At 61.7% G+C, this 19,495-nt stretch carries 17 protein-coding genes and 1 tRNA gene; 15 read left to right on the forward strand and 3 right to left on the reverse strand.

What is annotated here, in order from left to right; translation table 11 throughout:
* The first annotated feature begins 21 nt into the window (after positions 1–21).
* The 4 genes from QWZ03_RS18665 (at position 22) to QWZ03_RS18680 (ending at position 4,857) form a co-directional block, all read left to right on the forward strand.
* On the forward strand, positions 22–2,055 hold the full coding sequence (locus QWZ03_RS18665) for a cytochrome c biogenesis protein ResB (RefSeq protein WP_290334112.1): 2,034 nt from the start codon (positions 22–24) through the stop codon (positions 2,053–2,055).
* Positions 2,048–3,208, forward strand: a complete 1,161-nt coding sequence (ccsB, locus tag QWZ03_RS18670) for a c-type cytochrome biogenesis protein CcsB (protein WP_290334114.1) — start codon at positions 2,048–2,050, stop codon at positions 3,206–3,208. The genes QWZ03_RS18665 and ccsB overlap by 8 nt, the downstream gene beginning before the upstream one ends.
* A gap of 131 nt (positions 3,209–3,339) precedes the next feature.
* Positions 3,340–3,873, forward strand: coding sequence for a GNAT family N-acetyltransferase (locus QWZ03_RS18675; RefSeq protein ID WP_290334116.1), 534 nt, complete (start codon positions 3,340–3,342; stop codon positions 3,871–3,873).
* 90 nt (positions 3,874–3,963) lie between these two features.
* Entirely contained in the window at positions 3,964–4,857 is an 894-nt protein-coding gene (locus QWZ03_RS18680; RefSeq protein ID WP_290334117.1) for a DMT family transporter, read from the forward strand.
* Positions 4,858–4,890: 33 nt separating this feature from the next.
* On the opposite strand, the gene QWZ03_RS18685 is transcribed toward QWZ03_RS18680, so the two are convergent.
* Complete coding sequence (locus QWZ03_RS18685) at positions 4,891–5,616, reverse strand: 16S rRNA (uracil(1498)-N(3))-methyltransferase (RefSeq protein ID WP_290334118.1); 726 nt, start codon at positions 5,614–5,616, stop codon at positions 4,891–4,893.
* A gap of 102 nt (positions 5,617–5,718) precedes the next feature.
* Here QWZ03_RS18685 and QWZ03_RS18690 point away from each other — a divergent pair, with 102 nt between their 5' ends.
* From QWZ03_RS18690 to gabD, 3 genes are all read left to right on the forward strand, one after another.
* Positions 5,719–6,258: a thioredoxin family protein gene (locus tag QWZ03_RS18690; RefSeq protein WP_308447583.1), complete on the forward strand. Its 540-nt coding sequence runs from the start codon at positions 5,719–5,721 to the stop codon at positions 6,256–6,258.
* A gap of 107 nt (positions 6,259–6,365) precedes the next feature.
* Positions 6,366–7,634: a 4-aminobutyrate--2-oxoglutarate transaminase gene (locus QWZ03_RS18695; RefSeq protein WP_284195765.1), complete on the forward strand. Its 1,269-nt coding sequence runs from the start codon at positions 6,366–6,368 to the stop codon at positions 7,632–7,634.
* 82 nt (positions 7,635–7,716) lie between these two features.
* A complete protein-coding gene (gene gabD, locus QWZ03_RS18700; protein ID WP_284195766.1) occupies positions 7,717–9,171 on the forward strand; it encodes an NADP-dependent succinate-semialdehyde dehydrogenase in 1,455 nt (484 codons plus the stop codon).
* A 200-nt stretch (positions 9,172–9,371) separates the two neighbouring features.
* Here gabD and QWZ03_RS18705 read toward each other — a convergent pair.
* Positions 9,372–9,448 (reverse strand) — tRNA-Pro (locus QWZ03_RS18705).
* 59 nt (positions 9,449–9,507) lie between these two features.
* Positions 9,508–10,476: a polyprenyl synthetase family protein gene (locus tag QWZ03_RS18710; RefSeq protein ID WP_308447584.1), complete on the reverse strand. Its 969-nt coding sequence runs from the start codon at positions 10,474–10,476 to the stop codon at positions 9,508–9,510.
* A gap of 207 nt (positions 10,477–10,683) precedes the next feature.
* Here QWZ03_RS18710 and rplU point away from each other — a divergent pair, with 207 nt between their 5' ends.
* From rplU to QWZ03_RS18750, 8 genes are all read left to right on the forward strand, one after another.
* Positions 10,684–10,995: a 50S ribosomal protein L21 gene (gene rplU / locus QWZ03_RS18715; RefSeq protein WP_184198959.1), complete on the forward strand. Its 312-nt coding sequence runs from the start codon at positions 10,684–10,686 to the stop codon at positions 10,993–10,995.
* A gap of 16 nt (positions 10,996–11,011) precedes the next feature.
* Positions 11,012–11,284, forward strand: a complete 273-nt coding sequence (gene rpmA, locus QWZ03_RS18720) for a 50S ribosomal protein L27 (RefSeq protein WP_284195767.1) — start codon at positions 11,012–11,014, stop codon at positions 11,282–11,284.
* A gap of 148 nt (positions 11,285–11,432) precedes the next feature.
* Positions 11,433–12,557 (forward strand): GTPase ObgE, encoded by a 1,125-nt coding sequence (gene obgE, locus QWZ03_RS18725; RefSeq protein ID WP_308446988.1) that lies wholly within the window; start codon positions 11,433–11,435, stop codon positions 12,555–12,557.
* 78 nt (positions 12,558–12,635) lie between these two features.
* Complete coding sequence (locus QWZ03_RS18730) at positions 12,636–13,889, forward strand: hypothetical protein (RefSeq protein ID WP_290334123.1); 1,254 nt, start codon at positions 12,636–12,638, stop codon at positions 13,887–13,889.
* A gap of 17 nt (positions 13,890–13,906) precedes the next feature.
* Entirely contained in the window at positions 13,907–14,554 is a 648-nt protein-coding gene (locus QWZ03_RS18735) for a hypothetical protein (protein ID WP_290334124.1), read from the forward strand.
* A 21-nt stretch (positions 14,555–14,575) separates the two neighbouring features.
* On the forward strand, positions 14,576–17,389 hold the full coding sequence (locus QWZ03_RS18740) for an AAA family ATPase (protein ID WP_290334125.1): 2,814 nt from the start codon (positions 14,576–14,578) through the stop codon (positions 17,387–17,389).
* Positions 17,390–17,421: 32 nt separating this feature from the next.
* Positions 17,422–17,775 carry an MmcQ/YjbR family DNA-binding protein gene (locus tag QWZ03_RS18745; RefSeq protein ID WP_284195771.1) on the forward strand — a complete coding sequence of 118 codons (354 nt, stop codon included), beginning with the start codon at positions 17,422–17,424 and terminating at the stop codon, positions 17,773–17,775.
* A 23-nt stretch (positions 17,776–17,798) separates the two neighbouring features.
* Positions 17,799–18,953: a THUMP domain-containing class I SAM-dependent RNA methyltransferase gene (locus tag QWZ03_RS18750; protein ID WP_290334126.1), complete on the forward strand. Its 1,155-nt coding sequence runs from the start codon at positions 17,799–17,801 to the stop codon at positions 18,951–18,953.
* The last annotated feature ends 542 nt before the right edge of the window (positions 18,954–19,495 follow it).

The following is a 19,495-nucleotide window of genomic DNA, read 5'->3' on the forward strand; positions in this document are numbered from 1 at the left end:
CCCTACTAGTCGAGAATCGCCGTGCGTCGTCTTTCTTTCGGCCGTGCGCTGTACGAGCTGCTCAGCTCCATGCGCTTTGCCATCAGCCTGCTTACCCTGCTTGCCATTGCCTCCATCATCGGCACCGTGCTGCAGCAGAACCAGCCCTATACCAGTTACGCCGTCGAGTTCGGTGATTTCTGGTTCCGCCCATTCGAGTGGCTGGGGCTTTACGATGTCTACCATGCCGGCTGGTTCATCATCATGCTGGGCTTTCTGGTGGGCTCGACCTCGCTGTGCATCTATCGCCACCTGCCTGGCATATTGCGTGATATCCGCTCCTATCGGGAGCAGGCTGCGCTGAAATCCTTGCGCGCCATGGCGCACCAGCAGGAGATCGCGTTGCAGCAGCCCGTGGAGGGGGCGCTGACCCAGGCGGAGCAGTGGCTGACGGCCCAGGGTTATCGGCACAAGCGGGTGGTGCGTGACGAGGGTGTCATGCTGGCTGCCAAGAAAGGCAGCCTGCAGCGTCTGGGCTATCTGTTCGCCCATGCGGCCATCGTGGTGATCTGCATAGGCGGCCTGCTGGATGGCAACCTGCCCCTCAAGCTGCAGAGCCTGCTGGGCATCAAGGAAGTAGAGACCCGCAATACGGTGCCAGTGAGCGAAATAGGCGAGAAAAGCAAGCTGACCCCCAGCAATCTGTCGTTCCGCGGGGTGATAGACATGCCCGAGGGGGAGACGCGGGATGTGGCCTGGCTGAATGCCGGGCCTGGCTATTACGTGCAGGAGCTGCCCTTCGCTATCAAGCTCAACAAGTTTCATGTCGAGCATTACAGCACTGGCCAGCCCAAGTTGTTTGCCAGCGATATCGAGGTGACCAGCAAGGCTAGCGGCAAGGTCACCAAGGGGACGGTCAAGGTCAACCACCCCTTGATTGTCGATGGCGTGGCCATCTACCAATCCAGTTTTGGCGATGGTGGCTCGCCGCTGAAGCTAGCGGTGTGGGACTGGTTGGGCGCTGCGCCCAGGCCGCAGGAGCTGGCCGCCGTGTCGTTGGCCAGCCAGGCCTTCCGTTGGGGCGGCCAGCCGCTGACCTTGGAGTTCGGTGAGCTGCGACCCTTCAATATCGAGAATCTGGAAGCCGAGCCTGAAATATCGGACTTTGGCCGCCGCATGCAGGATGCCCGCCAGGTCAAGGCTGACAAGAAGGTCAAGAATGTCGGGCCGTCGATACAGTTCAAGGTGCGCGATGCCCAGGGCCAGGCTGTGGAGTACCTGAACTACCTGTCGCCATTTGAGGACGGCGGGCGCTTCTACCTGATGAGTGGCATGCGGCGTACGGTGGCGGCGCCGTTCGCGTTTGTGCGGATACCGCTGGACGCCGAGTTCAGTCCGCAGGGCTTTATGCAGATCAGTGCCGTGCTACACGACCCGGCGGCCTGGCCGGAAATCGCCCGCCGTACCGCGGCCAAGGCCGAACGCGATGGCGCCATCAGTCCGGCCTATCGCAAGGAGTTCGAGCAAAGCCTGGTGTGGGTGCTGCAGCGCTTTGCCGATGGCGGCTTTACCGCCTTGCAAAGTTTTCTGGATGAGCGGGTGCCCAAGGACAAACAGGAGGCGGTAGGCCAGACCTATATCAAGCTGCTGCAAGGCGCGGTGCTGGATGCGGCGGATTTGTCGCGCCAGCGGGCCAACCTTGCCCCGGTGGAATTCAACGACAGTTATTATCGCTTCCTGATGGATAGCCTGGTGGCGGTATCGGCCAGCTTTGATTACGGCCACGGCTTTTATCTGCAGCCGGTAGGCTTTGAGGAGCGCAAGTCCAGCGGTTTCCAGGTTACCCGCAGCCCAGGCCAGCCATTGGTCTATCTGGGTAGTCTGCTGCTGGTTCTGGGCATATTCTGCATGTTTTACATACGCGAGAACCGAATCTGGGTGTGGGTGCAGGAAGGCCGTCTGCTGCTGGCTTTCAGCAGCAACCGCCGTGATGCCCAGACCGAGCAGGAATTTGCTGCGCACAGCGCTGCCCTGGGCAGCCTGGCCGGCACGGACAAGGAAGAACAACATGACTAATCCAGGCTACGCGACCACCCTGCCGCAGGCGGGCAATGCGCCTTTCTGGCGCGGGCTCAAGCTGAGCGACCATCTGTATGCCTTGTTCATCCTGGCGGTGGCCGGGGTGGTGTTCCAGCGTTATCACGCGGCGATGGATGTCTATGAGCACGCCATCCTGGCGGGCAGCGCGCTGTCACTGGTGGCGCTCGGCTGGTTCTGGAAGCCGGTGCGGCTGTTCTTTCCGCTGGCGGGCCTGCTGGCGCTGGGGGGGATAGCCCTGTATGGCGACGATCTCGGTCGTGGTCAGACGGCGTTCTGGCTCAAGTATGTGCTGGCCAGCCAGTCCGCCGCCATGTGGATGTGCGTGCTGTTCTTCCTGGCCACCGCGATCTATTGGGTGGGTTTGCTGCGCCGCTCCAATACGGCCGATGCCATCGCCTCGGGCCTGACCTGGGCGGCGGCTGGTGCCGCCGTGGTGTGGTTCTTCGTGCGCTGGTACGAGGGCTATCTGATCGGCCCGGATGTAGGCCACGTACCGGTGTCCAATCTGTACGAAGTCTTCATCATGTTCTGTTTCATCACCGCCATGATGTACCTCTATTACGAGCAGCGCTTTGCCACGCGCCGCATGGGGGCGTTTGTGCTGCTGATCATCTCGGCCGCGGTGGGCTTCATACTCTGGTACACCTTTGACCGCCAGGCGCACGAGATACAGCCGCTGATACCGGCGCTGCAATCGTGGTGGATGAAGATCCATGTGCCTGCCAATTTTGTCGGCTATGGCGCCTTTGCCATGGCCGCCATGCTGGGGGTGGCACAGTTGCTGGCCTCGCGCGGCATACTGACATCGCATCTGCCCAGCTACGAGACCCTGGGCGAAGTGATGTACAAGGCCATTGCGGTGGGCTTCCTGTTCTTCACCATCGCGACCATTCTGGGCGCTATGTGGGCGGCGGATGCCTGGGGCGGATACTGGAGCTGGGACCCGAAGGAGACCTGGGCGCTGATCGTGTGGCTCAACTACGCAGCCTGGCTGCATGTGCGGCTGGTCAAGGGCTGGCGAGGCGACATACTGGCCTGGTGGTCGGTGGTTGGCCTGCTGGTGACGACCTTTGCCTTCCTGGGGGTGAACATGTTCCTGTCCGGCCTGCATTCCTACGGCACGCTATAGGCAAAGGCTACCGTCAGCAAAATAAGCGTTTCGATATATTCGACGCAGCCCGCAGGGTTGGGTAAAATTACCTGATTCTAATAAACGACCAGTCCATGTACTGGTCGTTTGCCTTTTCGGGGGAGGGCAGCTTGGATTTCCGATTGGAACGCATAGTCGTGCCCTCGCAGGCGCAACTGGATGCCGTCTATCAGCTTGCCTGTGCGGCGCCCGGCTATTGGCAGTTGACCGAGGGCAAGCGCTCTCCTGGCCGCGAAGCGGTGGCTGCCTGGTTCGATGGCAGTGACCTGCCGCCCGGCAAGAGCCTGGGCGAGCAGCATGCCTTGGGGGTATGGGTGGGTGAAGAGCTGGTCGGTATGGCCACTGTCCTGCGGAGCTGGCCGTATCCGGACCAGGCCATGATCAAGTTGCTGCTGCTGTCCGAGCGCTGGCAGGGGCGCGGCCTGGGGCGCAGGGTATTTGGCGAGCTGGAGCAGTTGGTGCTGCGCTGGCCGCGGATTACTACCCTGCGCATCAGCATTATTGCCAGCAATGCCCCTGCTTTTGCCTTCTGGTGCAGGCTGGGCTTTGTCGAGACCGGCGAGCGCAAGCGGGAACACGGTTTTCTGGCCGACGCTGTCGTGCTGGAAAAACCGCTGCCTGTGATGGCGCTGGGGTGCTGCTAGCCTGGTGCGCTATGGTATAAGCCCTGCCTTTGGATGCTTGCAGGTCGTTGCCGCAAGCCTCGCCGTCCCTATCGGAGCCCTGGGCTAGCCATGCCGACTTCCTTTGCCTATCTCGGTGTTGTCACCGTCTGGTCTACCACGGCCCTGGCCATCAACTGGTCGGTGGCAGGCATGTCCTTCACCGCCGCGCTGGCCGGCCGCATGGCCCTGGGCGCGCTGGCGGCGGGGCTGCTGATGCTGGTCTGGCGCCAGCCTTTGCCGCTGGATGGGGCGTCGCGCCGCACCTACCTGATTGCCGGCGTGGCCATGGCGTCCAGCATGGCCTGTACCTATTTTGGCGCCCGCTATATCTCCTCTGGCCTGATGGCTGTGCTGTTCGGCCTTTCGCCCTTGATCACGGCCTTGTTTGCCAGCCTGATCATCGGTGAGCGCCCTGGCCGTGGGCAGGTGCTGGGCATGTTGCTGGGATTGGCGGGCCTGTGGTGTATCTTCCGCGACCGGGTGAGTCTGGGGCCGGAGGCCCATTGGGGCATAGTCGGTGGCCTGATGGGCAATGTGCTGCAAGCGCTGGGTGCGGTGCTGACCAAGCGCCACGGCGCGGATACGCCACCCCTGGCGACGGCAACGGGCGCCTTGACGGTCAGTGCGCTATTGACCCTGGCCGGCTGGTGGCTATTGGATGGACAGTGGCCGGCAACGGCGGGCCTGAAGCAATGGGGGGCGGTGGTCTACCTGGCGCTGGTGGGATCGGTGCTGGCCATGAGTCTGTACTTTTTGCTGATACAGCGGCTGCCCACCGCCCATGTGGCGCTGATCACCCTGATCACCCCGGTAACCGCCTTGTGGCTGGGCCATGTGGCCAATGACGAGGCGGTATCGGCCGGGCTGTTGACGGGCACGGCCCTGATTGTGGTGGGCTTGCTGGTGCATCAGTTGCCGCTGTGGAAGCTGTGGGCTGAGCGCATGGTCCGCGAGGCGGAATAGGCGCTGCTGGTGGCAGCGCTGAGCGGTGCGCTGCTACTGAAAGTCGCCATAGCGTGCTTGCAGCAGGGCGGCGATCACCGGGGCCACCGTCTCGGTACGGAACAGCCGTGGGCCCAGTATCAGCGGCGTGAAACCTGCGGCGATGGCCATATTGTCCTCGTCGCCCGAGAAGCCGCCTTCAGGGCCGATGAGCACCTGGACGCTGCTGGCCTGTGGTGGCAGTTCATGCCATTGCCGGGCACCGGTGGGCGATAGCAGCAGTTTGAGATCGGCAGCAGGTGCCTGGGCCAGCCAGCTGTCCAGCCTGACCGGCGGCAGGATTTGCGGCACGCGGGTGCGGCCGCATTGCTCGGCGGCAGATTCGGCCACGCCTTGCCAGTGCAATAGGCGCTTTTCTACCCTGTCCTGTGCCAGCTTGTAGCTGCAATAGGCCGACTGCACGACCTGTATGCAGTTCACGCCCAGTTCTGTCGCTTTTTGTACGGTGTAGTCCATGCGTTCGGCTGCCGACAGCGCCTGTACCAGGGTCAGCTGCAGCGGCGACTCGCGCTCATCTGCCTGGTGCTGGCCGACGGTTACGGTGACATGGCGCTTGCCCATGTCGACAACCTCGGCCTCGAATTCGCCGCCTTGACCATTGAACAGCATCAGCGGCTCGCCTGGCTGCAGGCGCAGTACCTGTACATGGCGTGCAGCCTGTTCGGGCAGATTGAATTGCTGGCCACTGGCAAGCGGCATATCGAGGTAGATACGGGGCATGAGGCGGTCTTATCGCTAGAGGTTGAGTTAGGGATTATGCCAGCCGCGCGGGCCACCTATAATCACGGTTACCCAACTCCGAATCGTGCAGCCATGGCCAGTGTGACCGCTCCCCTTGTCCAGTTGGGCCTGCCGGCCCCTGATTTCACCTTGCCTGGCGTGGACGGACGCAACCATGGCCTGAGTGAGTTGCGCGGGCACAATGGCCTGCTGGTGATGTTCATCTGCAACCATTGTCCTTACGTCAAGGCCATACGTGAGGCGCTGGTGGAGACCTGTCGTGAGCTGGAGAGCTACGGTATCAAGAGCGTGGCCATCAGTGCCAACGATCCTGCCCAGTACCCCGAGGACGACTTTGAGCATATGAAGGCCTATGCCCGGGCCTATGGCTTCGGCTTTCCCTACCTGTATGACGAGAGCCAGGCCGTGGCGCGGGCATTTGGGGCGGTGTGCACGCCGGACTTCTTTGGCTACAACAGCGAACTGCTGCTGCAGTACCGGGGCCGTTTCGATGCCTCGGGCAGGCATGCGGCGCATGGCGCCCAGCGGGAGCTGTTCGAGGCCATGAAGCAGGTTGCCATGATGGGGGATGGGCCGCTGGAGCAGAAGCCCAGCATAGGTTGTGCGATCAAATGGCGGTGACGATGTTGCGGCGCAGCGATGAATAAATTCATCGTAAGTGGTGAATTTATTCATCGCTTATGATTAAATTCGCATCACGTCACCCCTGTGCCACAAGGAATTCCATCATGTCCAAGAATGCTGATCTCCACGCTCGTCGACTCGCTGCTACGCCCCGTGGCGTCGGTGTGCTGGGGGATTTCTTTATCGAGCGCGCCGAGAACAGCCTGATCTGGGATGTGGAAGGCCGCCGCTTCATTGATTTTGCCGCCGGTATCGCTGTGCTGAACACCGGTCACCGCCATCCCAAGATCACTGCTGCCGTGAAGGCGCAGGTGGATGCCTATAGCCACACCTGTTATCAGGTTGTGCCCTATGAGAGCTATGTGAAGCTGGCTGAGAAGCTCAACGAGATTGTGCCTGTACACGGCCCCAAGAAGACCGCTTTCTTCACCAGTGGTGCCGAGGCAGTGGAAAACGCCATCAAGATCGCGCGTGCCGCTACGGGCCGCAGCGGTGTGATTGCCTTCTCCGGCGCCTTCCATGGCCGCACCATGATGGGCATGGCGCTGACCGGCAAGGTCAACCCCTACAAGCTGAACTTCGGCCCCATGCCGGCGGATGTGTACCATGCCCCTTTCCCGGTGCCGCTGCACGGCGTGACTTCGGCTGACTCGATCAAGGCCCTGCAGACCCTGTTCAAGGCGGATATCGATCCCAAGCGCGTGGCTGCCATCATCCTGGAGCCGGTGCAGGGCGAAGGGGGCTTCTATGTGGCACCCACCGAGTTCATGGTCGAGCTGCGCAAGATTTGCGACGAGCACGGCATCCTGCTGATTGCCGACGAGATACAGACCGGTTTTGCCCGTACCGGCAAGACCTTCGCCATGGAGCACCACGCGGTCAAGGCCGACCTGATGACCATGGCCAAGAGTCTGGCTGGTGGTTTCCCCCTGTCGGCCGTGACCGGCCGAGCCGATCTGATGGATGCGCCTGCACCCGGTGGCCTGGGAGGTACCTATGCCGGCAACCCGCTGGCGGTGACGGCTGCGCTGGCCGTACTTGAGGTGATTGCCGAGGAGAAGCTGAACGAGCGCGCTCAGCGCCTGGGTGCTGCGCTGATGGAGAAGCTCAACAGCCTCAAGTCTGCCGTGCCCCAGATCGCCGATGTACGCGGCCTGGGCTTTATGGTGGCGGTGGAGTTCAACAAGGCTGGCAGCGACGAGCCCGATGCGGACTTTGCCAAGAAGGTCCAGACCGAAGCCATGAAGCGGGGGCTGATCCTGCTGACCTGTGGCGTGTACTCGAATGTGATCCGCTTCCTGGCGCCCATCACCATTGAGGACGACACTTTTGCCGAGGCATTGACCGTGCTGGAAGCGGCACTCAAGGCCTAAGCTTTCCCCCCGAAGTCCGGAACGCGAAGGCCCCCGGGCGAGCCCCGTGGGGCCTTCGTGCCATCTTGCGTTGGAGATCGACATGCTGAACCTGAAAGACCCGAGCCTGCTCAAGCAGCAGTGTTATATCGACGGCCAGTGGCTGGACGCGGACTCCGGCGAGAAGATCGCCGTGAACAATCCGGCCACCGGCGAGATCATTGCGCATGTGCCCAAGATGGGGACGGCCGAGACCCGCCGCGCCATCGAGGCTGCAGAGCGCGCCTGGCCGGCCTGGAAGGCCAAGAGTGCCAAGGAGCGTTCCACCCTGCTGCGCAAGCTGTATGAGCTGATGCTGGCCAATCAGGATGATCTGGCGGTGATCCTGACGACCGAGCAGGGTAAGCCGCTGGCCGAGGCCAAGGGCGAGATTGCTTATGCGGCGTCATTCTTCGAGTGGTTTGCCGAGGAGGCAAAGCGGGTCTACGGTGAAACCATTCCCTCGCCCTGGGCCGACAAGCGCCTGCTGGCGATCAAGCAACCCATAGGCGTGACGGCTGCGGTGACGCCGTGGAACTTCCCCTCGGCCATGATTACCCGCAAGGCCGGCCCCGCCCTGGCGGCGGGCTGCCCCATGGTGATCAAGCCGGCGACCCAGACGCCGCTGTCGGCCCTGGCCATGGCGGAGCTGGCCCACCGGGCCGGTATTCCGGCCGGGGTATTCAGCGTGCTGACCGGTTCGGCCAAGGAGATAGGCGGCGAGATGACGGCCAGCCCCATCGTGCGCAAGCTGAGCTTTACCGGCTCGACCGAAATCGGCCGCGAGCTGATGGCTGCCTGTGCACCCACTATCAAGAAGGTGTCGCTGGAGCTGGGTGGTAACGCGCCGTTCATCGTGTTTGACGATGCTGACCTAGATGCGGCGGTGGAGGGGGCGATTGCTTCCAAGTATCGCAATGCCGGTCAGACCTGCGTTTGCGCCAACCGTCTGTATGTGCAGGCCGGTGTGTATGAGGCGTTTGCCGAGAAGCTGGCGGCAGCCGTGGCCAAGCTCAAGGTCGGCAATGGCCTGGAGGCCGGTGTGACGCAAGGGCCCATGATAGACATGAAGGCGGTGGAGAAGGTTGAGGAGCATATCGCCGATGCGCTGGCCAAGGGTGGCAAGCTGGTGGCGGGCGGTAAGCGCCATGCGCTGGGCCAGAGTTTCTTTGAGCCTACCATCGTCAGCCATGTGACGGCCGATATGAAGGTTGCGCGTGAGGAGACCTTTGGCCCGCTGGCGCCGCTGTTCAAATTCGAGACTGAACAAGAGGTGATCGAACGAGCCAACGATACCGAGTTTGGCCTGGCGGCCTACTTCTATTCGCGCGATCTGGGCCGGGTTTTCCGGGTGGCCGAGGCGCTGGAATACGGCATGGTGGGCGCCAATGCCGGCCTGATCTCTACCGAGGTGGCGCCGTTTGGCGGCGTCAAACAGTCCGGTCTGGGGCGTGAAGGCTCACGTCACGGTATGGAAGATTACCTGGAAGTGAAATATCTCTGCCTTGCAGGAATTTAATTTTCAGTCTAAGATTTGTTCAATCGTACTAGATTTGTAGTACGAACCATTTCCTCCTCCTCTTCCCGCCAGTGGCCCTTGGGTCGGCGGGATTTTTTTTGCTTTTACCCGAATCGGGTGCCTGAGGGCGAGCAGGGGTAGTGTTGGAGTGGGATGCAAAATAAAAAAGCCGATGCGAGTGCATCGGCTTTTTTGATACCTGGTCGGGGTGAGAGGATTCGAACCTCCGGCCTCTACGTCCCGAACGTAGCGCTCTACCAGGCTAAGCTACACCCCGAGTGAGTCGCGCATTATGGCGATGCAGGCGCGGTCTGTAAAGACCTGGGCGGCAGGCAATCAGCTGCTGCGTTCCACGGCAACGTCGGCCAGTGCGCGCAGTGCCTGGGTGGCAGGGTTGTCGCCCAGGCCGGCGATGGCTTCCAGTGCCAGTGCGGCCTCGGCGCGGGCGGCCAGCATGGTGGCTGCCAGTGCGCCGCTGCCTTGTACCGCTGCCAGTACGGCGGGGAAGTTGTCGCGCTGGGCGTGGATGATGGCGGTGCGAACTACATCGGCCTGTTCGGCGGTGCCCAGGCGCATGGTGTGGATCAGCGGCAGGGTGCACTTGCCCTCGGCCAGGTCGTCCCCCAGGTTCTTGCCGATCTCGCCCGCATCGCCCGAGTAGTCGAGCACGTCATCGACGATCTGGAAGGCGGTGCCCAGATGCATGCCATAGCGTGCCATGGCGTCCTCGGTAGCGGCGTCCGACTTGGCCAGCAAGGCGCCCAGGCGTGCGGCGGCCTCGAACAGCTTGGCGGTTTTGTAGCGGATGACCTTGAGGTAGGCGGCTTCATCGAGATCGGCATCGCCGATATTCATCAGCTGCAGCACCTCGCCCTCGGCGATGACATTGGTGGCGTCAGCCAGTACCTGCATTACCCGCATGTCGTTGACGCCGACCATCATCTGGAAGGCGCGCGAGTACAGGAAGTCGCCCACTAGCACGCTGGCGGCATTGCCGAACAGGGCGTTGGCGGTGTCGCGGCCGCGGCGCAGGCTGGACTCGTCGACGACGTCGTCGTGCAAGAGCGTGGCGGTATGGATGAACTCCACCACGGCGGCCAGTTCGCGATGGTGCTGCCCCTGGTAGCCCAGGGCGCCAGCGGACAGCAGGGCCAGGGCGGGGCGCAGGCGCTTGCCGCCGGAGGAGACGATGTACTCGGCGACCTGGCGTACCAGGATGACCTCTGAATGCAGGCGCTCGCGGATGATCTGATCCACCGCCTGCATATCGGCAGCGATGACGGATTTGACGAATTCTATGGACACGATGGGCTTACTGCCGGCGGAGACCAAAACCGCACGATTATAGCCGAGCGGGGGGCGGGGCGTTGGCCGTAGTGCGGCTAGTGGTGTGGCTGTGGTGCCGGGATATGCACTGCAAGTCAATGAATACTTGACCAAAATCGCTGGCTTGCGTATATTGCGCGGCTCCCTGCGTCCTGCGCGGGGAGTTACTATTTAGGAGCCCAGTCTATGTACGCGGTCGTAAAAACCGGTGGCAAGCAGTACAAAGTTGCCATCGGCGAAAAATTGAAAGTAGAACAGATTGCCGCCGACATCGACGCCCAAATCGTGCTTGAAGAAGTACTGATGGTGGTGGACGGTGAAGCGGTTTCGGTTGGCACCCCCCTGGTTGCTGGCGCAACGGTCAAGGCTACTGTCGTAGCCCACGGTCGTGGCGAAAAGGTTCGCATCTTCAAGATGCGTCGCCGTAAGCACTACCAGAAGCGCCAAGGTCATCGTCAGAATTTCACTGAAATTCGCATCGACGCCATCGTCAAGTAAGCAAGGAGTCTGAAACATGGCACATAAAAAAGCTGGCGGTAGTTCGCGTAACGGCCGCGACTCAGAGTCGAAACGACTGGGTACCAAGGTTTACGGTGGTGAATTGATCCCTGCGGGTTCGATCATCATCCGTCAGCGCGGCACCCGTTTCCACGCAGGCGATAACGTCGGCATGGGCAAGGATCACACCTTGTTCGCCAAGGTCGACGGTTACGTCAAGTTCGTGGTCAAGGGCGCGCTGAAGCGCAAGACCGTTGTGGTCGAGCCCTACACCGGCGTCGAGGCTTAAGCCTTGCCGGTAAGCGAGGCGCCCGGCGGGCGTTTCGCTTAAAATTGAAGCCCTATCTCAATAAGATAGGGCTTTTTCGTTTGCACCCCATGTTGCCCGCCCTGCGGGCAGCCCAGGCCAAGGCCCAACCACTAGGAATCGCCTGCCCATGAAATTTATCGACGAAGCCCGCATTGAAGTGATCGCTGGCAAAGGCGGCAATGGCTCTGCCAGTATGCGGCGCGAGAAGTTTGTGCCGCGTGGCGGCCCCGACGGCGGCGACGGTGGCAAAGGCGGCAGCATCTGGGCTGTGGCCGACAAGGATATCAACACCCTGGTCGATTACCGCTTTGTGAAGCAGTACCGTGCCAAGCACGGTGAGAACGGCCGAGGCGCCGACTGCTACGGCAAGGGGGCAGACGATATCTTCCTGCGCATGCCGGTAGGTACCGTCATCAGCGACAACCTGACCGGCGAGATCGTCGCCGACTTGACCCATGACGGTCAGCAAGTTTTGATCGCCAAAGGCGGCAAGGGCGGTTTGGGTAACCTGCATTTCAAGACCTCCACCAACCGCGCGCCGCGCAAGTTCACCCATGGTGAAGAGGGCGAGCAGCGCGAGTTCAGGCTGGAGCTGAAGGTGCTGGCTGATGTGGGCCTGCTGGGCATGCCCAATGCCGGAAAGTCGACCTTTATCCGTTCGGTCTCGGCTGCGCGGCCCAAGGTGGCGGACTATCCCTTCACCACGCTGGCGCCCAATCTGGGCGTGGTGCGTATCGACCATAACCGTAGCTTCGTGATTGCCGACATACCTGGCCTGATCGAAGGTGCGGCCGAAGGCGCAGGCCTGGGTCACCGCTTCCTCAAGCATCTGTCGCGTACTGGCATCCTGCTGCATATCGTGGACCTGGCGCCCTTCAGCGAAGAGACCGACCCGGTGCGCGAAGCGCAAGCGATAGTCGAAGAGCTGCGCAAGTATGACGAGGAGCTATACAACAAGCCGCGCTGGTTGGTGCTGAACAAGCTGGACATGGTGCCGGAAGGTGAGCGCGAGGCGCGCATCGAGGCTTTCCTGACAGGCTTCGGCTGGCCGCGCGATGCTTATGATCCGATGGCACCGCTGGATCCGCTGGCGCGCCGGTTGTTTACCATCTCCGGCCTGACCGGCGAAGGTACGCAGCAACTGACCTGGGCCATCATGGATTACCTGGAAGCGACCCGCCCGCAACGGGTGGAGGCTGCGCCGACCGAGGCCGAGGCATTGCACGAGCCTTACGATCCGACCAAGTCCTGATGCAGGTGCGCCGTCCCGGTAACGGGGCGGCGCTTTGCTATCGCCCCGGCATAACGAGAAGACGAGAACCATCGCCCCGTGTCTGATGAACGCTTAGCCGACTTCTTCGCCAGCAATATCAACCCCCTTGATCTGCCGCCCTTGGCGGAGTTGCTGCGTGCGCGCGAATTGCTCAATGCATTTATCACGCTGTTCCATGGCAATGAGGAGCAGGTGCTGGTGCGGCTGCTGGTGCTGCGCGAGATAGGCGCCCGGGGGCATGAGCCGCGTTGGTCGCCGCAGCAGCTGCAGGCGCATTTTGCCTATGTGAACCCGGTGAAGCTTGATACCGTGCTGACCCGCTTGCGCCAGAATGGCTTGCTGCTGTGGGACGGCGATGAGAGCCTGTACCAGATAGCCGAGGCGGGCCGGGTGGCCTTGTCGGCCTTGTCTACCTTGCTGGCGTTTGCCGACGAGGATGCCGAATTGGGTTATCTGACAGCCCAGGCGGCTGGCCAGCAGCAGCTGGGGCGGGTGTCTGGCGAGACCTTGCAGCATTTGCTGGCCCGGCTTAACGAATTGCACCGGGCCTTTGAGGAGGCGCTGGAGTCGCAATCGGAATATCAGATACGTAAGGCCCAGCAGCGTCTGGAGGCGGTGTTTCGTTGGGTGCAGAAGGGGACGGAAGTCATGCATACCCTGCTGTCTGACGAGACCTTGTCGCGCCGGACCCTGGACCAGGCGCAGTCCATCGCCATGGCGCAGTCGCGGCTGCTGCGCTTGACGGGCAGTTTCCAGCGCCGCCTGAATCAGCTGCAGTCGCAGCGCGTGCACTTGGGGCAGTCGGGGCTGACTTCCAGCGATATCGGCGAATGGTTGCGTACGGCCAGCCAGACCGAGCTGGTCAGCCTTGCCAGCGGCATGCTGCACTACGCACCGCAACCGTCCTTTCTGACTGGGCCGGAGATGGTGGATATCGCTGAGTTCGAACTGGTGGAGCGTGAGCGCATGCTGGCCAGCACGGCCGCCCTGCCGGACAAGCGTGCTGCGCCCGGTGTGGCCGCACCCGAAGCCGAACGGTTGTTCGAGGCCGAGGCGCTGCATGCCTTGTTGGCGCAGCTGGGTGGACCATCTGATATCCAGTCGGTGGCGCTGGCCGATACCTATACCGAGACGGCTTACCGTCTCTCCCTGCTTTCGCTCCTGGGCGATGCCGAAGCCGAGCTGGATGCCAGCGTGGTGGGTGATATCGTCAAGCTGCCGCTGTCGCTGCAAGCCAGCGGCGAGGTGGTGGCCGTGGACCATCCCGAAGTGGCCAGCATCTCGCGTGGCGAGTTGCGGCCTACCAACTGACGAACAGGACGCAAGACATGGATAACGCCCTGTCCATCCTCAGTGCCCGCTTGATCGCGCACCGATTTATTCCCCGCAACGACCCGCTGGCGCGACGCGCGCTGGTGGATGAGGATTTTCGCCGCAGCCTGGATCACCGGCTGGCCGAGGTGGGCCTGGTGCTGCTGGAAAATCCGTATGCCGAGTACCTGGCTGTTGCCCTGGCTGATGATATGAATGCCTTTGTATTTGGCGATGGCGATACCTGGCTATCCAACAATATGGGTTTGCCGCGTGATGCAATCGCCCTGCTGGTGGTGCTGTGGGCACGCATCATATTGCCCAAGCGTGAGCGCCAGATTGCGCGCGCCGAGAAGGAGCGCGAGGGGCAGAGCGATATGTTCGGGGCAGAGAAGCCGCTGGCGCAGGGCGAGGATGTCTCGGTCGGCATTCCGGAGGATGCGCTGTATGCCGATTTTCGCGAGAAGCTGGGCGGCAAGACCCGTATGAATACCAACCTTGGCCAGCTGGCCCGGCTGGGTTTTATCGAGCGCCGCAACAAGGTGATCCTGGAGGGGCCGCTGCTGGACCTGATGCTGGACTATGCCAGCCTGGCCCCCCGCGTGATCGAAGGCGCGCTGGGCGAAGTGCTCAAGCGTCGCGCAGCCGACGCGGCCCCCGAGTAATTACCAGGACAACCCGTCACGATGTTTCAATTCCGCAAGCTTGAGATGCGCCACTGGGATTTCTGGCAGAGCATAGAAATTCCGTTGGATGCCCAGATCGTTACCATTGTGGGGCCGAATGGTTCTGGCAAGACCACGCTGCTGGATGCCTTGCGTACCCTGCTGGCCCTGCCGTGCTCCGGCCGACGCGATTACAAGCGCTATGTCCGCAACAACACCGAGCCGACGGCCTGGCTACGAGGGGTGGTGGACAACCCGCGGCGCGACAACGGCGATCTGTTTCCCTACCCGTTCTTCCCCATCACCAATGACAAGGTGACCTTGTTCTGCCGGGTGAAGAAGCAAGGGGGGGACTGGCTGCGGCAGTACGCGATCATGCCGGGCGAGGTGGAGCTGGATGCCGACACCGAGCCACAGCTGGAGTGGCGTGGTGTGCGCGAGTACAAGCTGGACCTGGAAAAGGCGGGGCTGACCCGCGCCATTGCCGAGGTGCTGGCGCTGGAGCAGGGGGATACCGACAAGCTGTGCGAGTACAGCCCCAAGGCTTTGCTGGACCTGGTGTTCCAGGTTTTTGGCGACAAGCAGGTGCTGGACAACTACCAGCAGGCCAAGACCGAGCAGAAAGAGGCCGAGCAGGAACTGGCTGAGCTGACCCGACAGCTGGATGGCTTGGGTGCCAAGGTGGAGCAGATGAAGGGCCGTGCCAACCGCTATCTGGAATGGCAGGGCATGCAGCGTGAAGTGGCGCAGCTGGAGAAGAATGTATTGCCAGGTTTGCGCTATCTGGAATCGTGGGATTCCATGTGGGGCTATATCCACCAGTACAAGGGCGTGCGTCGGGCCTTGAAGGTGCGCGAGGATGAATTGGCTCGCAGCGATGCCGAGGCACGCAGGCTGGAGGCGGATGTGGCGACCATGCAGTCGGCCGAGCAGGCTGCCGATGCGGCCTACAAGGCGCTGTGGGAGCCCTTTCAGCGCGTGGGGGCCGATGCCCGCGATGCCGAGAAAGTATTGAGCCAGCGTGACAAGCTCAAGGCCCTGGCTGAGGCGGAATCCGGCACGGATGCGGTGGAGCTGGCTGACCAGCTGGGCAGGCTGCGTGGCCACAAGGCTGAGCTGGACGGCAAGGTGAAGGCATCCAAGGATGAGCGGCAGCAGCTGTCCGAGCTGCAGTTTGCCTTGCAGCAGGGGCGCCAGCCGGCGGAGCGTTTTGTCCGTGAGATGCGGGCTGCGCTGGATGAGGCCGGCATTCCCCACCAGTTGCTGACCGATATCGTGGAAGTGCGTGACAACAGCTGGCAGACGGCAGTGGAGGCTATGCTGGCGCCGTACCGCCACCTGGTGTTGCTGGGGAGGGAGTCGGACAAGCAGGCGGCATTCCAGATAGGCCAGCGTTTGCAGTATCGACACTTTATCGTGCCTGATTGCGAGGCGGCACCCAAGGCGGTGCCGGGCTCGGTGCTGGAAATCATTGCGCTCAAGGCGGATGCACCGGCTTGGCTTACCCGCCAGCTCAACAATGTGCAGCGGGTCAAGTCGGTGGAAGCCGGCGCAGGTGTGCAGGGCGACTGGATTACCCGTGAGGGCTTTCACAAGGAGCGCCGTGGCGCCCGCTTTATTGGCGTGGATGTGCGCGACCATGCCTTTGGTGAGGCAGCCCGCAAATCGCGGCTGGATGAGGTAAGCCGTCGTTTGTTTGAGCTGAACCAGCAGGTGCTGGTGTGGGAGGGCGAGGCGGTGGAGGTGGGACGGCAGATTGCCAGCCTGCAGCTGCAACTGGCCGGCATGGACGCCATACAGCAGCTGGCTGCCCGACAGGACGAGTTTGCCGCAGCCGAGCAGGTATTGCCCGGCCTGCAGGCCGAAGCCCAGCGCTTGGGGGGCGAGCTGGCCAGCAAGCAGGCCGAGCAAGAAAGCACCCGTAAGCTGGCCATGGAGGCCAGGCTGCAGGAGCAGCGTGTGCGCGATGTGCGGGATGGCCTGGCACGCCAGGTTAGCGAGCTGCTTAACCAGGTGCAGCTGCGCCAGGCCGAGCAAACGCGCCAGATCGAAGAGGCACGCCAGTTGAGCGAGGCGCTGGAGGCGGAGGGCGTCAGTAAGTCGGGCTTGCCCGCGCTGAAGGAGGAATGGGGCTCGGTGCAGGCTGTCCGCCACGAGATACATAGGCAGCAGGAGCGCATGGAGCACGGTGATTGGGAGCGGGATGCCAGTGTGCTGGAGCTGCGTGAAAAGATAGAGCAGGACTACGCCGCCCTGCTGGGGGAGACGGAAAGCCGGGGCCGCGAGGTGGCCCGCGCGCGTGAGTTGACCGACGATGCCCGTGGCGCCTACATCAACAAGCTGCGCGCGACCGTGCGTGCCTACAGCCAGAACATCCGCCGGCTGGGTGAGTTGTCCGGTATCTCGGTGGAGGTAGACTCGCCCCATCTGGAGAATGATGATGCGGCGCTGGCCAATGCCGGCCTGACCGTACGCTTCGATTTTGACCAGAAGGGCCTGATGGGCCTGAACGATGGTGAGGCCTCGGGCGGCCAGCAGGTGATGAAATCCTTGATACTGCTAATAGGCCTGATGATGGATGAATCCAATCCCTCTGGCTTTGTCTTTATCGATGAGCCCTTCGCTCACCTGGATGTGCTGAATATTGACAAGGTGGGTGCTTTCCTCAAGGCTACCCAAGCGCAGTATTTGATCACGACGCCCTTGACCCACAATCTGAATGCCTTTGCGCCGAGTGAGCTGACCTTGTGCACCTACAAGAAGCGGCCGAGCGAGCGCTGGGCTCCTATGATTACCCAGACCCGTCGCCGGCTTGATGCCGCACGGGGGCGGTGACACCCCTTGGCTGATGGCATGGGAGGACTATCGTGACGCATGATGACGTAGCAACCTTCTGTGCCAGCCTGCCCGGCGCCACGGGCGATATCAAATGGCAGGTCGATCAGGTGTGGTCGGTGGGTGGCAAGATGTTCTGCGTCCAGTGCGCTAATCCTGCCCTATCGACCGGCGTGTCCTTCAAGGTGGCAGACGAACGCTTCCTGGAGCTGACTGACCTGCCTGGTATCCAGCCCGCGCCTTATCTGGCACGGCACCACTGGATAAGGCTGGATAGCCCCGCCACCCTGGGTGCCGATGTATTACAGGATCTATTGCGCCAGTCATACTGCCTGGTGCGCGCCAAACTAACCAAGCAGCAGCGCAATGCCTTGCCGCCGCTGTAAACCCTAGCCTTCGGACACCCTACATGAAACAAGTCTTCCATTATTTCGCCCCCTGCCCTCGCGGACTGGAAGGCGTGCTGGCTGAAGAGCTGGCGCAACTGGGTGCATTGGGTATCGCCCCTACCGACGGTGGCGTGGCTTTTCATGGCGACTGGACACTGATGTACCGGGCCAACCTGCATAGCCGCATCGCCAGCCGCATCCTGTGGCGGCTGGTGGACAAGTCCTACCGCAGCGAAGACGATATCTATAAGGCTGCCCGTGCGCTGGAGTGGCCAGAGCTGTTTGGGGTGGAGCGCACCATCAAGGTGGCTGTGACTGGCGTGGGCTGCAAGCTCAAGAGCCTGGATTTCATTGCCCTCAAGGTCAAGGATGCCGTTTGCGATGCTTTCCGTGCCCAGTGCGGCGAGCGCCCCAGTGTGGATACGGCCAATCCGGATCTGCGCATCCATGTCTTTCTGACCGAGCGGCAAATGACGCTGTATCTCGATACCAGTGGCGAGGCGCTGTTCAAGCGTGGTTATAGGCGGGAGACAGGGGATGCGCCGCTGCGCGAAAACCTGGCCGCCGGCATATTGCGGCTGACTGGCTGGAAGGTGGATGAGCCATTGCTGGACCCCATGTGTGGTAGCGGCACCTTTCTGGTGGAGGCTGCCATGATGGCGCGCCATATGGCGCCGGGCCGCTGGCGTGAGTTTGCCTTTGCCAAACTCAAGCAGTTTGATGCCGCGCTGTGGGCGCAGCTCAAGCAAGAGGCATTGGCAGCCGAGCAGCCGGAAGCCGTGACGCATATCTATGGCAGCGACGATACGCCGGATGTATTGATGGCAGCACGGGCCAACCTGGCTTCGGCCGGTGTGAGCGATGCTGTGGTGCTGGAAGAGGCCGATGCGCTGGAGCGCAGTGCGCCCACCGAGCATGGGGTGATGGTGTGTAATCCCCCTTATGGCATACGGCTGGAGGAGCAGACCTGGCTGGATGCGCTCTACCCCATGCTGGGCCATGCGCTCAAGCAGCGCTTTTCTGGCTGGCGGGCGTATTACTTCACGGCGGACCTGCGCTTGGCCAAGTTGATACGGCTTTCTGCCAGCAAGCGCACGGTGCTGTTCAACGGCGCCCTGGAGTGCCGCCTGTTTGAGTACCGTATGGTGGCGGGCAGCAATCGCAAGCAGGATTGAACACGCCGGACACAGCAGCTGCCCAGTGAATGACATATATAGATATGTGGGGTAGCAAGCTCGACCAGGCTGAAACACCGATTGAACGCCCCGCTTGCGGGGCGTTTTGCCTGGTTTTTGAGGTTTTCTCGGTTTTTTGCAGGGCGCGATCTTTCGCTGCGTGCGAGTTGGCGCGGGTTTTGGTTGGGAAGCGATAAAAAGAGGGTGTTGCGGAGATATTACAGATCAGCGACTTAGGCGTGTTGGTGCGGAAAGTAGCGGAATTTTGCGGGGGAGGTGTTGACGGGTTCGGGGAGGGTGCGTATAGTTCGCTTCTCTGCTGCTGACGCAGACAAAAACGAAGCGAAACGGATTAGTTTAGCGGAGTGGGTCTGAAGAAGCAAACGCTCTTTAACAAGATACAACCGATAAGCGTAGGCATTTGACTTGAGGGTCAAGGGCTTACGTAATAATCAAGATCGTTTCGACGAGATTGATTTTGCGAACAGCCAGAAATGTTTCAAAACAGAGATTGAACTCAAGAGTTTGATCCTGGCTCAGAT

Source organism: Chitinimonas viridis, from assembly GCF_030409555.1.
Taxonomy (GTDB): Bacteria; Pseudomonadota; Gammaproteobacteria; order Burkholderiales; family Chitinimonadaceae; genus Chitinimonas; species Chitinimonas viridis.

Excerpts from the sequence above, each read along its gene's own strand:
- gabD (WP_284195766.1), top strand. The coding sequence starts at position 7,717 with ATGCTGAACCTGAAAGACCCGAGCCTGCTCAAGCAGCAGTGTTATATC.
- obgE (WP_308446988.1), top strand. The coding sequence starts at position 11,433 with ATGAAATTTATCGACGAAGCCCGCATTGAAGTGATCGCTGGCAAAGGC.
- QWZ03_RS18740 (WP_290334125.1), top strand. The coding sequence starts at position 14,576 with ATGTTTCAATTCCGCAAGCTTGAGATGCGCCACTGGGATTTCTGGCAG.
- ccsB (WP_290334114.1), top strand. The coding sequence starts at position 2,048 with ATGACTAATCCAGGCTACGCGACCACCCTGCCGCAGGCGGGCAATGCG.
- rpmA (WP_284195767.1), top strand. The coding sequence starts at position 11,012 with ATGGCACATAAAAAAGCTGGCGGTAGTTCGCGTAACGGCCGCGACTCA.
- QWZ03_RS18695 (WP_284195765.1), top strand. The coding sequence starts at position 6,366 with ATGTCCAAGAATGCTGATCTCCACGCTCGTCGACTCGCTGCTACGCCC.
- QWZ03_RS18685 (WP_290334118.1), bottom strand. The coding sequence starts at position 5,616 with ATGCCCCGTATCTACCTCGATATGCCGCTTGCCAGTGGCCAGCAATTC.
- QWZ03_RS18750 (WP_290334126.1), top strand. The coding sequence starts at position 17,799 with ATGAAACAAGTCTTCCATTATTTCGCCCCCTGCCCTCGCGGACTGGAA.
- QWZ03_RS18680 (WP_290334117.1), top strand. The coding sequence starts at position 3,964 with ATGCCGACTTCCTTTGCCTATCTCGGTGTTGTCACCGTCTGGTCTACC.
- QWZ03_RS18735 (WP_290334124.1), top strand. The coding sequence starts at position 13,907 with ATGGATAACGCCCTGTCCATCCTCAGTGCCCGCTTGATCGCGCACCGA.
- rplU (WP_184198959.1), top strand. The coding sequence starts at position 10,684 with ATGTACGCGGTCGTAAAAACCGGTGGCAAGCAGTACAAAGTTGCCATC.